At 43.8% G+C, this 11,627-nt stretch carries 9 protein-coding genes and 1 tRNA gene; 7 read left to right on the top strand and 3 right to left on the bottom strand.

All coding sequences use genetic code 11. The features are described 5' to 3' along the window. Positions 1-256: 256 nt before the first annotated feature. Positions 257-709, top strand: coding sequence for an SRPBCC family protein (locus tag AC805_RS10685; RefSeq protein ID WP_009628387.1), 453 nt, complete (start codon positions 257-259; stop codon positions 707-709). A gap of 237 nt (positions 710-946) precedes the next feature. On the opposite strand, the gene AC805_RS10680 is transcribed toward AC805_RS10685, so the two are convergent. Then, positions 947-1,408 carry a Fur family transcriptional regulator gene (locus AC805_RS10680; RefSeq protein WP_055075425.1) on the bottom strand — a complete coding sequence of 154 codons (462 nt, stop codon included), beginning with the start codon at positions 1,406-1,408 and terminating at the stop codon, positions 947-949. Between the two features lie 128 nt (positions 1,409-1,536). On the opposite strand from AC805_RS10680, the gene AC805_RS10675 reads away from it, so the two are divergent. Both AC805_RS10675 and AC805_RS10670 read left to right on the top strand, forming a co-directional pair. Beyond that, on the top strand, positions 1,537-2,736 hold the full coding sequence (locus AC805_RS10675; RefSeq protein ID WP_055075424.1) for a class I SAM-dependent rRNA methyltransferase: 1,200 nt from the start codon (positions 1,537-1,539) through the stop codon (positions 2,734-2,736). A gap of 612 nt (positions 2,737-3,348) precedes the next feature. Next, the gene (locus AC805_RS10670) at positions 3,349-4,938 is read left to right on the top strand and encodes a mechanosensitive ion channel (protein ID WP_055075423.1); all 1,590 of its coding nucleotides are present in this window, start codon (positions 3,349-3,351) and stop codon (positions 4,936-4,938) included. Positions 4,939-5,287: 349 nt separating this feature from the next. Here the strand turns inward: AC805_RS10670 and AC805_RS10665 are convergent, their stop codons facing one another. Further along, positions 5,288-6,244, bottom strand: a complete 957-nt coding sequence (locus tag AC805_RS10665; RefSeq protein WP_055075422.1) for a sugar phosphate nucleotidyltransferase — start codon at positions 6,242-6,244, stop codon at positions 5,288-5,290. Positions 6,245-6,304: 60 nt separating this feature from the next. Here AC805_RS10665 and AC805_RS10660 point away from each other — a divergent pair, with 60 nt between their 5' ends. Next, complete coding sequence (locus AC805_RS10660) at positions 6,305-7,390, top strand: LCP family protein (protein ID WP_231662642.1); 1,086 nt, start codon at positions 6,305-6,307, stop codon at positions 7,388-7,390. Positions 7,391-7,554: 164 nt separating this feature from the next. Here AC805_RS10660 and AC805_RS10655 read toward each other — a convergent pair. Then, a tRNA-Arg gene (locus AC805_RS10655) sits at positions 7,555-7,628 on the bottom strand. 208 nt (positions 7,629-7,836) lie between these two features. Between AC805_RS10655 and AC805_RS10650 the strand changes: the two genes are divergently transcribed. The 3 genes from AC805_RS10650 (at position 7,837) to AC805_RS10640 (ending at position 11,315) form a co-directional block, all read left to right on the top strand. After that, positions 7,837-9,630 carry a cation:proton antiporter gene (locus tag AC805_RS10650; RefSeq protein WP_055075420.1) on the top strand — a complete coding sequence of 598 codons (1,794 nt, stop codon included), beginning with the start codon at positions 7,837-7,839 and terminating at the stop codon, positions 9,628-9,630. Between the two features lie 13 nt (positions 9,631-9,643). Further along, a complete protein-coding gene (locus AC805_RS10645; RefSeq protein ID WP_055075419.1) occupies positions 9,644-10,696 on the top strand; it encodes an S-layer homology domain-containing protein in 1,053 nt (350 codons plus the stop codon). A gap of 286 nt (positions 10,697-10,982) precedes the next feature. Then, positions 10,983-11,315 carry a tetratricopeptide repeat protein gene (locus AC805_RS10640; RefSeq protein ID WP_055075418.1) on the top strand — a complete coding sequence of 111 codons (333 nt, stop codon included), beginning with the start codon at positions 10,983-10,985 and terminating at the stop codon, positions 11,313-11,315. Positions 11,316-11,627: the final 312 nt, after the last annotated feature.

Genomic DNA, 11,627 nt, shown 5'->3' with positions numbered 1-11,627 from the left:
AGGGACTTGCTATTAATTAAAGTACCTGTGGCTTCGACTACGCTCAGCCAACGTTAGCTGAGCGTAGTCGAAGCTAGATAACTTTGGTGGGACATTTTTTATCCGCAAGAGCCTTACTTCCTTTTCAGTGAAAAGGAAGTAATCATATTTAATCCCCAAAGCTGGGACGCACTCTTTGCGGGGCAAACACCAGTCAAAGAAACGCTATATTATGATGAATATTCAGTAAAACTTTGTAATAACTAACGATTATCCAATGAGTGATTGGCTAGAACATACCGTCCAAACCGAAGTCGCTATTCCCGTGGAATACGCTTGGTCGTTGTGGTCAGACTTACAGGCTATGCCCCGTTGGATGAAGTGGATTGATTCTGTGATTGTTACGGACGATCCTGAGGTTTCAGCTTGGAAGCTTGGTACAAATGGTTTGACCTTTACTTGGAAGTCTCGAATTTTGAAACAAATTCCCAATCAAATAATTCAATGGGAGTCAATTGGTGGTTTGCCCAATCGAGGTGCTGTGAGGTTTTATGGTCGTCCTAATAACCTAACTATTGTGAAGCTGAGTATTGCCTACGCGATTCCCGCGATCGGGCAACTGATGGATAATTTGTTTTTGGGACAAGTGGTCGAATCTACTTTGCAAGCAGATTTAGATAGATTCAAGATTTACGCGCAAGAAGACTTTACTAATTCAAAATCTTCATAATTAATCTTTAAAGCCCCAAAGCCTGTTGCCTATACCACAAGTTTTTAAATATTCCAGTTAAGAAACCATTTAAGAATTTACTAGATCCCCTCAGCCCCCCCTTAAAAAGGAGAGAGAATTAAATTCTTCCCCCTTTTTAAGGGGGATTGAGGGGGATCTCTTCGAGTTTTTGACCGCAGAAATTAATTCTTAAATGGTTTCTAAGAATGGTCTGAGCTAAGCTCAGACCATTCTTAACTAGAATATTGAGCGTTGACCTTCAGGGCTAACCCCAATAATAGTAAGCTGGCAGTCTAAAACAGAGAATCCATATTTATCGGCAACTTTTTTACTAATCGTGAGGATTTGATCGTTTTTAAATTCAATGACGCGATTAGTTTTTACGCAGACTAGATGGTGATGGTGATGAGGTTTTGGTTGATTGATTTCATAATGTTTGTGATCCTCGGTGAGTTCTAATTCTCGCAAAATCCCCATCCGCGCCATCATCTTGACTGTCCGATAAATTGTTGAAAGACTAATATTTTCGCCTTGGATCTTGAGACGTTCGTAGAGATCTTCAGCGCTGAGATGCTCTCCTTCAGGGAGGGTCTGAAATGTGCTCAAAATCACCTCACGCTGGGGTGTCATGCGACAACCTTTTGAGTTGAGTTCAGCCTTTAGGGATTCAGGTGAATAGGTGCTCTCCGCAGAAGTCATGGCATTATCAATAACGCTAGCTTCTTGAGAATAGCATATAGTGTAAATGGTCTAAGCGTTGTTCGACTTTTTGTGTTATGTTTAGCAACCTATGTCACCTCACCTATGTCACTTCATAGTTATTAACCATGTCAACGTTGCCGCGCGCGATTATTCATCGTAAAAAAGTTGATGCGGTACAGCGTTTTCATCCTTGGATTTTTTCGGGGGCGATCGCCAAAATGTCGGGCGAAGTCCGTGATGGTGACTTGGTAGAAGCTTACAGCGAGGATGGTAAATTTTTAGCGATCGGGCTGTGGGGGATGGGGAGCATTGCGATCAAAGTGCTATCGTTTCAACCTATCGAATCGATGCGGCAATTGTTAAAGGAGAACTTAAAGCAAGCCTTTGCCCTCAGGCAACAGTTGGGTTTAATTGATAACTTAGAAACTAATTGTTATCGCTTGGTGAGTTCTGAAGGGGATAGCCTAGCTGGCTTAATTATTGATATTTACGGTGATACTGCCGTTTTACAGTGCCATTCGTTGGGGACATATCGCTATCGTCAGGATATTGCCGAAATATTGATGGAGATCTATGGCGATCGCCTGAAAGCAGTGTACGACAAAAGTGCGGCGACCCTTTCGCGCAAATCGCAGGCGCAATCGCAGGATGGGCTATTAATTGGTGAAAAGTCCCTTGATAATGCTGAAGTCTTAGAATACGGACATCGCTTTATTGTGGATTGGGAGAGGGGACAGAAAACAGGATTTTTCTTGGATCAAAGGGAAAACCGATGGTTATTTGGCAAGTATGCAACGGGGAAAAAGGTCTTAAATACCTTTTGTTATTCGGGGGGATTCTCGGTATATGCTGTTGCCTCAGGGGCGCGAGAAGTGCATTCGATCGATAGTTCTGTCAAAGCTATGGAATGGACAGATCGCAATATTACTGCCAATTTCGATGCTGAGCGTCAGTCCAGACATACTTCTTTTACAGGGGATGTATTTGACTTTCTAAAGCAATGCGATCGCGATTATGAAGCGATCGTGCTCGATCCGCCTGCCTTTGCCAAAAGCCTATCGGCGCGGCATTCCGCGATGCAAGCCTACAAACGCTTGAATGCACAGGCTCTCTCTAATCTAAAAAGTGGTGGTTTGTTATTTACTTTTTCCTGTTCGCAGGTGGTGAACGTAGAGAATTTTACGGGAGCAGTTACGGCTGCAGCGATCGAGTCTGGTCGCACCATTCGCGTTTTGCATCATCTGACCCATCCTGCCGATCATCCGACGAGCATTTTTCATCCTGAAGGAGCTTATCTTAAGGGTTTAGTTTTAAGCGTTCAGTAGCTACTCCCTTCCCAGTGAAGAATTAGACGTTGCGGCGCGAATCGCCGCAACGTCTAATTCTTGTTTTTGTATGCGAAGCCTCTCATAATACCAATTCCCAAAATGGCGTTGCCATTTTGGGAATCTCAAAACCTTACTGGGTTTGTTTTTTAATTCACAAAAGTGTTGTCACACTTTCGTGAATTGGTATAACTCATTTAGGATTGTTATAGCTACAGTCACTTGAATTAGGACAAATCAAACCCCAAGAATTGATTGGCGGCGCTTCGCGCCACCAGTCAATTCTTGGGGTTTATGTCCTAGTACATTTGGCGATAGTTATATAAGTGATTGTTATAAGTAAGGGGGCTTAATTAAATATAAAACCCTAAAACCTGCGGCGCACGCGCAGCGTGCACCGCAGGTTTTAGCTCTGGATTTTAAGTATGCTGAGATACTTATGTCTACGGTCAATTGTCATAACAAAACTTTAAAAATAGGGGATGTATTGAGCTAGAGCGATATTCTTGAGGCTTTAGTTAAAGCTTAACTATTAATTGCTGTTTTTTGTATATAAATGCACTTAATATACGGGAGAGGATAATTCCTTAATTGTTAAGTTAAAGGTGCAATATGCGAGACTTTACTTATTTCCTGTTGGCTCAAACAACGGCGAAAAGTTTTGGCATTGAGGATTTACTCAAGCCCGATGGATTAGTATTTCAACTGGTTTTTGCGATCGCCATTTTAGTTGGTGGTTGGGTAATTGCGATATTTTTCTCCTCCATGACTGAAGGTTTACTAAAACGCACAGATATTGATAATAAGCTGGCGAATTGGTTAACAGGTTCTCGTAGTAATAGTTTGCCAATTGAAAAATGGGCAGGCACTACAGTTTTTTGGATTATTATTCTTTTTACTTTAGTCGGATTTTTTCAATATCTCCGATTAGATGCTGTCGCAACTCCCCTAAATAGTCTGCTGGCGCAAATTGCTGCATTTCTGCCAAAACTTGGTGGAGCTGCAATTCTGGCTGGGATTGCATGGGTTTTGGCTACTATTTGTAAAGCGATCGTCGCCCGCTTTTTGCGATCGGCTCAGATCGATAATAAAGTCAATGAGAGCGTTGGGGACTCCGCCACAGAGGCAATGCCTCTGAGTGAGACGTTATCTTCTGCACTATATTGGTTCATTCTGTTACTGTTTTTACCCCTAGTGCTTGACACGTTAGGCTTAGTGCAAGCACTTCAGCCTTTACAAAATCTGGTTAATCAGATTTTAAGCGCTCTTCCCAAAATCCTGAAAGCAGCGATGATTGGTGGGATTGGTTGGTTAATTGCTCAAGCTGTAAAACGAATTGTTACTAACCTGTTAGCTACTAGTGGAGCGGATCGCTTTCTGCAACGCTGGACTCCCAATCAAACGGAGTATACGCTTTCGCAAGTAGTTGGGAACTTTATCTATGTATTAATTCTAATTCCCACGGCGATCTCAACCTTAGAGGCGTTAGAAGTTGGAGCGATTTCCCGCCCAGCGACAGCAATGCTCGATCAAGTTTTGCGCTTCTTACCTCAAGTCTTTGTGGCAAGTGTAATTCTTACGGTTGCCTATTTCCTCGGACAATTTGCCAGAGATATTATTTCGGGAATTCTCGCAGGCTTAGGTTTTAACAATATTTTGCAATGGTTGGGATTTCCTGCGATCGCTTCCTCTTCACCCGTCGATACAGCAATCGGTGAAGATCATGAATCTACTGCTACCCCAACCTCGCTCCCTTCCCAAACTCCTTCGCAAATCGTTGGCATCATTGTATTCTTGGCGATCATGTTAGTAGCGATCGCCACGGCTACTGATGTTTTACAGATTAATGCACTGACGCGAATTGTATTTGGCGTATTGCTAGTGGCAGGGCAAGTACTAAGCGGGGTCGTTATTTTTGCGATCGGGCTATACCTTGCCAATCTTGCCTTTAACTTAATTTCTAGTACTGGTGGCAGACAATCAAGAATCCTCGGTCATGCTGCGCGGATTTCGATAGTGGCGCTGATTACTGCGATGGCGCTGAAACAGATGGGTATAGCTAGTAATATTGTCGATCTTGCCTTTGGTTTATTGACTGGTGCGATTGCCGTAGCGATCGCGGTTGCCTTTGGACTTGGCGGTAAAGATATTGCTTCACAACAGTTACGTGAATGGCTGGATTCTTTCAAGCGTAACGATTAAAAGTTATATACGACTTATAGCAATAAAGAGATTCTCTTAGCGAATCTCTTTTGATGGCTTGGAATCCCTTAAAGATGATTTTCTATCTAAACAAATCTTGATAACGTCAGTTCGGGTTAATCTGGCAAATTCTCAAAGCCCAAAAATAAAAGCCTTGCGTAACAAGGCTTTTATTTTTGGGCTTTGAGAAAGGGTTTGCGGAGCAAACCCTTTCTCAAAGCCTGTTTCAAATTATCCCAATAATATCAATTCACGAAAGTGTTGTCACACTTTCGTGAATTAAAAAGCAAACCCAGTAAGGTTTTGAGATTTCCAAAATGGCGTTGCCATTTTGGAAATTGGGATAAATCTAAACAAACATAGAGCCAGCACTGTATATCCCAGAGGAGATCGCCTTATTAACCAGGGAATTTGCCCCGATTAAGGTTTGGGATGGAATACGCGCATCCTTCCCAATGGAAGCATATTCACCAATATAACAAGGAGCCTCTAAAACAGCCCCCTCATCTACCTTGGCAGTTTTAGCGATCCAAATTCCTTTATGGATTTGCTTAGCGCGATCGCCAAAATCAAAGGGAACATTCTCTTGTAAAACATCCACTTGTGCTTGGTAATACTTTTCTGGAGTTCCCATATCCATCCAATATCCATCCCAAACAAATCCCATCATCTTTAAGCCATTTTCTAGGACATTAGGGAAGACTTTCCGTTCAAAGCTTAAGGGCTCTCCTACGGGATAACTATCAAAAATCTTTGGTTCTAAAACGTAGGTTCCCGCATTAATGGTATTAATGCCTTGAGCGAGAAATTTTAAAGCTTGGTCGGCATTGGGTTTTTCGCGAAAGGCTTGGACTTGATTTTGTGCGTTAATTTCTACTAAGCCAAAAGGAGTAATATCGGGAACTCTCGTTAAGGTTAGAGTTGCATCAGCCGAAGTTTCTTGGTGAAACTTTATTAGAGCTATTAAGTCTAAATTAGTGAGGACATCAGCATTGAATACAATCAATGATTCTCCCGTGAAATATGGCTCTGCAAGCTTAATTGCCCCTGCGGTATCGAGGGGAGTTGACTCTTCGATATAGCGGATTTTGACTCCAAAGCGATCGCCATCACCAAAATAATCGATGACTTGTCGCGCTTGATACTGCACGTTGAGCAAAATGTCGCACACATTAGCTTCACGGCAACGATTAACCATCCATTCTAAAAAAGGGCGATCGATCAGAGGTAGCATCGGCTTAGGACATCCATAGGTCAAGGGTCTGAGGCGCGTTCCTTTCCCACCAGCAATAATTACAGCTTGCATAGAGTTGTTGACTTGCGGTATATGTTGTTTGTTGAGCATTATAGAAGTACGGAGTGGTGTGTGAGCAATAGACCGATTACCGCATCCAAAATTCGGTCAGCCGATCCCACCAATCGTGCTGATTTGCCAGTTATTTCCTCAGAATCAAAGCAAATCTCAAAGCCCGCCGTGCCCAAAAATAAGCAAAAACGCATACCCTTCGCCAAAATTGGGTTTTCCCTGTCTTTATTACTATCCATCGGTGCGGGGACTTTACTGGGTCGGGTTATTCCGATTAATGCCATAGATTGGGGCGGTTTATTGTCTGGGAGAAAGCCTGAAGAGGTGTTAATGGAGAGCTTGGGGCGCAAGTTAGAACGTCCCTATCAAATTTTGGTCTTGGGGGTAGATCGCGTTCTAGAAGCACCGATTGGTTCGCCTGAATCCTTTAACGGTCGAAGCGATAGTATGTTGCTGATTCGGTTTGATCCAAACACCCGTTCGGTGGATATTCTGTCAATTCCTCGTGATACGCAGGTGCCGATTCCGGGGTATGGTGTGACGAAAATCAATGCCGCCAATGTTTACGGGGGTGCAGCGCTTGCCCAAGAGATCGTTTCTGAAAAGCTCAACGACGTAGAAATCGATCGCTATGTCAGGTTAGATACCTCTGGGCTATCGGCTCTAGTCGATGCCCTCGGTGGAATTGAAATCAACGTTCCCAAGCGGATGAAGTATGTCGATAAAACTCAAAAGTTGAACATCAATCTCTATCCAGGGGTACAAACTCTCAACGGCGAACAGGCTGAGGGTTATGCGAGATTCCGTCATGATGAAGATGGAGACCTTGGTAGGATTCAACGGCAGCAGATCGTGTTGAAGGCACTGAAAGCCAAAATCGCCAATCCTTCGATCGTTATTCACCTGCCTGACCTGATTAATATTATGCAAAAACACGTGGACTCTAATCTCAGTTTTGATGAGATGATGGCGATTTCCACTTTTAGTCTTACGGTTAAACCCGATCACATTAAATCTAACAGTTTAAAGGGCCGACCTAGCGAACCCAATGAGTTTCGCTATAGTTATTGGATTGTGAATTCTGATGATGTGGAGATGGCGATCGCAGGTAAATTCAAAACTAATGAGAACAACACAACTAAATAGAATTGCTAGCATAGCTATTGCTCCTCGCGATCGGACAAAATCAAACCCGAAGAGGAGAAGGTTGGCGCTTTGCGCCAACCTTCTCCTCTTCGGGTTTATGTCTTAGTTCTAGAAGGCGGCACAAAAAAAGCAGCACTTAATGCTGCTTTTTTTGTTTATTAGGACGGGCCAGGAGGGATTCGAACCCCCGACACCGTGGTCCGTAGCCACGTGCTCTAGTCCACTGAGCTACAAGCCCTTAACTCGCGAATCTTATAATAACATACTTTGCAGTATTGACAAGCAAAAAAATTATTTTTTTGTCTACATCCGTGAAAACCCTACGGAACAATGCTTTAGCCTTGCTATGGGGGATGAGGCTAATGAATATCGAAGCCGCTTCTTTTGCTTTAGGGGTTCTAAATCCAAGCTAAAGTAGAGATGGCAATGTTCTTAAGTTGATTTCTGTGCAAGAAGATTTTCGGTTAATTGTGGATTTAGTAACTGTTCTTGCGGCAGCCTCCTTTGGTGGATTACTAGCGGCGGCTCTGCGATTACCAGTTTTATTGGGTTACATCTTTGGTGGCATTATCGTTGGCCCGACGGGTTTAGGGCTGATCAAAGAATTGATTCAGGTAGAGACCCTCGCCCAGTTTGGTGTTGCCTTCTTGTTATTTGCGCTCGGAGTGGAGTTTTCCCTGAAGCAATTAAACAAGGTGAGAGCGATCGCCCTTGGGGGCGGCACATTACAGATTTTACTCACAATCGCCTTAACTACAGTCCTATCGGTATTCGTGGGATGGGTCGATACCCCCGTTCAAGGTGTTTTTCTGGGCGGGATCCTGTCGCTATCGTCTACGGCGGTAGTGCTCAGAAGTTTGATGGAAACCAATGAAACCGAGTCTGCACAGGGACAGGTAACTTTGGGGATGTTAATCATTCAAGATTTGGCTCTGGGTTTGATGTTGGCGGTGCTACCTGCCTTAGATCATCCTGAAACGGTTGGTGTTGAAGTGGTAAAGGCTTTGTCCGTAACTGCTTTATTCGCTGGCGGAGCGATCGCCGCAGGCATTTGGTTGATCCCGCCCTTTTTACGCTGGGTTGCGAGTACCGAGAGCCGCGAATTATTTTTATTAAGCGTGATCGTGCTTTGTTTGGGGATTGCCCTTTTGACCGAACATTTAGGCTTGTCGATTGAAATGGGAGCCTTTGTGGCGGGTTTGATGATCTCGGAGGTGGAATATGCCGATCAGGCTCTCACTTACGTGGAGCCGTTGCGCGATGTATTTGCTACATTGTTTTTTGCGGCGATCGGGATGCTGATCGATCCTTTGTTTTTAATTCAAAACTGGGAGTTAATTCTCAGTCTTGTGGCGATCGTGATGATCGGCAAATTTCTGATCGTGGTTCCCTTGGTGAGCTTTTTTCGCTATCCCCTGCGAGTTGCTATCTTTGCGGGACTGGGGCTAGCCCAGATTGGTGAATTTTCTTTTGTGTTAGCCAGTGAGGGGCAGAAGTTAGGTTTAGTTTCGCGGCGGGTCTATTTGCTGATTTTAGGAACAACGGCTGTAACGCTGATGGTTACCCCCTTCTTACTCAAGGCAACACCGCAGATCTTATTGCTATTAGAAAAAGTCCCATTTCTCAAAACTTGGATGAACAAGTTAGATATGCCACAGGAAATTTCTGTGAATGCCGTACTCAAGGATCATGTGGTGGTCTGTGGCTACGGAAGGATCGGACAGGGCATTGTGACTTTACTGCAATCGAAGGGCTATTCCGTATTGGTGATTGAGGAGGCGGAATCTAAGGTACAGATTTTAAGAGCGCAAAATATCCCTTACCTGTATGGTAACTGCGCCAGCCCTCTGGTGCTAGAAAAAGCGGAAATCGACCATGCGCGATCGATGCTCATTGCTATTTCCGACCCGATCGCCACTAGACTGGCAGTGCAGCGAGCCGTGAGTATTTCGCCGGCAATAGACATTGTAGCAAGAGCGGAAAAAGATGCCGATATCGATACGCTCTATCAACTTGGGGCAAAGGAGGTGGTTCATCCGACCTTCGAGGCTAGTTTAGAGTTGTCAACACACCTGTTGATCTGTCTGGGTGAAAAGTCACAGGATATTCAATCAGAAATTAATGCTGTACGGCGCAGTCGCTATGCGAATTTCCGTCCTGAGATTGCCTGTGTATTGCCAGTAATCGCACCTCTATTGCCGCCTAGCGGCGATCTGGTTGAGATTGATGGCAAGGCTTAGTAAAAATGTGGTTATGATCGTCAAATTTCGTCAAATCTTTCACTTTTCACTAGTCGGAGCGCTAGCGGTTTCCTTGGGTGCTTGTCAAGGGTCGAATCTTGGGAATTCCTTAGAAAATGCGATCGCTCCTGCTAGTTCGCCCTCACCTGATGTGAGCTCCGAGCAGAAGGCATTAGAGCCAAGCCCAACGCCCGAATCCAAGCCCAGTCCTGTAAAGACTGCGGGCAATTCAGATGGTATTACCGAACCACCTTCCCAAGACATCACAAACAATCTTGATCGCGGCTCTGTTCCCCTGACGGCTGCTTCAGCAATGCGAATGTCCCAGATTGCCTTGTCAGGATTAATCACACCAAAAAACGAACAAAATTCTCTCAAGTCGATATTTTATATAGGCTTTGGCAATCCTTCCTCTAAAAGTGGAGAATTTAGCGATCTTGAAACCTTGCCCTCCTCCCTTAGGGATTGGATTAGAGATTTAAATAAACTAGGAACGATTACCCCTAAAGTCGATCGGGAATTTCGCCCCAATACATTAATTTCCCGCAGAGAATATGCCCGATGGCTAATGCAAACTAATAATCGCCTCTATAAAAATCAGCCCAGTCGCCAAATTCGATTTGCGCAGTCATCGGATCTGGCGAGTTTTCCCGATATTCCCAGCAGTAATCCAGACTTTACGATCATCCAAGGGCTAGCTAATGCGGGGCTGATCGGCGGTACTGGCGATCGCTTTCGTCCCAACGATCCCCTATTGCGCGAAGAATTAGTACAATGGAAAATCCCCCTCGATCTCAGGCAACCTCTACCCAATGCCACTTTGGAAAACGTCAATCAAGCTTGGGGATTTAAGGATAGCGATCGTATTAGTGAAAATGCCTTGAGTGCAATTTTTGCCGATGCGCAACTGCGAGATATTTCTAATATTCGGCGTAGTTTCGGCTTTACCACATTATTACAACCTCAAAAGCCCGTAACCCGTGCGGAAGCTGCTGCATCACTCTGGTATTTTGGCACAGCTACCGACGGTATCTCCGTCGCTAAATCTTTAGAATCGGAACGATAGATCTTGATTTAATTATCCAATTTATTGTATAACTGCCGCCAATTATATCAGGACATAAAGCCCAAGATCGTGTTGTCCCGCTCCGCGGGACAACACGATCTTGGGCTTTAGTTTTGTCCTAACAAGACTGGCGGTAGCTATATTTATAGCTCTGGTTATTTTGGCGATCGCGATCGCAGCAGCAAAAACAATTTAGTTTCATAATGGGAACTGCTGCTACATAATTAAAGTCGTTATCAAAGTCTTTGAAGTATAGAAATTTCTGGAAATAAAGGAAAAACTCCCTATGAAAAAACTACTAATATTTGCCCTTGCCAGCAGTTCATTTTTGATTTCCGATCTGTCTCGCGCGGCACAGCCCCAGAACGCATCCTATCTCTCGAACGAAGTCTCAGTCGCTAACAAAGATCTGATTGTTGATAAGACTAAAGGAACTGCTACTAAGAGTCCAAACACTATTAAGTACGATGCATTTATGAGAGCTGGCTATGCGGCTTATGACAAAAAAGATTACAAAACAGCTTTGAGCAATTTTAAAAGTGCTTTAGAGCTTCGCCCCAAAAATGTCTATGCAGTTAAAGCAATTCAAAATACCGAGAAACGCTTGGCTGGAAAATAAATTTTGATTTTTCGGAGTTGATTTTTCGGAGTTGATTTTTCGGGGATTTTCAAATTAGAGGGGTTGCATTACAACTCCTCTAATTTTCCTGGTAATCCTAAAAAGGAAAGGATTTAAGTAGGTAAGGATGGGTGGCGCGAAACGCCGCCCATCCTTACCTATTTAGCACTGCCCACCATTTTGGGAGTTGGTATAATTACTAAATTTTATGCTGTGCAATTTTGGATAGAGAGACGCTAGAATATTAGTAATTGTTATTGTAGAGAAAAATAAATTACTTATGTCGCAATATCAACGTATCGAGTACTTAAT

The sequence above is a fragment of the Pseudanabaena sp. 'Roaring Creek' genome (assembly GCF_001402795.1).
Taxonomy (GTDB): domain Bacteria; phylum Cyanobacteriota; class Cyanobacteriia; order Pseudanabaenales; family Pseudanabaenaceae; genus Pseudanabaena.
This window is presented reverse-complemented; position numbering and strand designations above follow the sequence as displayed.

Bases quoted from the DNA above. Each gene is read 5' to 3' on its own strand.
- AC805_RS10685 (WP_009628387.1), top strand. From the start codon at position 257: ATGAGTGATTGGCTAGAACATACCGTCCAAACCGAAGTCGCTATTCCC.
- AC805_RS10680 (WP_055075425.1), bottom strand. From the start codon at position 1,408: ATGACTTCTGCGGAGAGCACCTATTCACCTGAATCCCTAAAGGCTGAA.
- AC805_RS10675 (WP_055075424.1), top strand. From the start codon at position 1,537: ATGTCAACGTTGCCGCGCGCGATTATTCATCGTAAAAAAGTTGATGCG.
- AC805_RS10670 (WP_055075423.1), top strand. From the start codon at position 3,349: ATGCGAGACTTTACTTATTTCCTGTTGGCTCAAACAACGGCGAAAAGT.
- AC805_RS10665 (WP_055075422.1), bottom strand. From the start codon at position 6,244: ATGCAAGCTGTAATTATTGCTGGTGGGAAAGGAACGCGCCTCAGACCC.
- AC805_RS10645 (WP_055075419.1), top strand. From the start codon at position 9,644: ATGATCGTCAAATTTCGTCAAATCTTTCACTTTTCACTAGTCGGAGCG.
- AC805_RS10640 (WP_055075418.1), top strand. From the start codon at position 10,983: ATGAAAAAACTACTAATATTTGCCCTTGCCAGCAGTTCATTTTTGATT.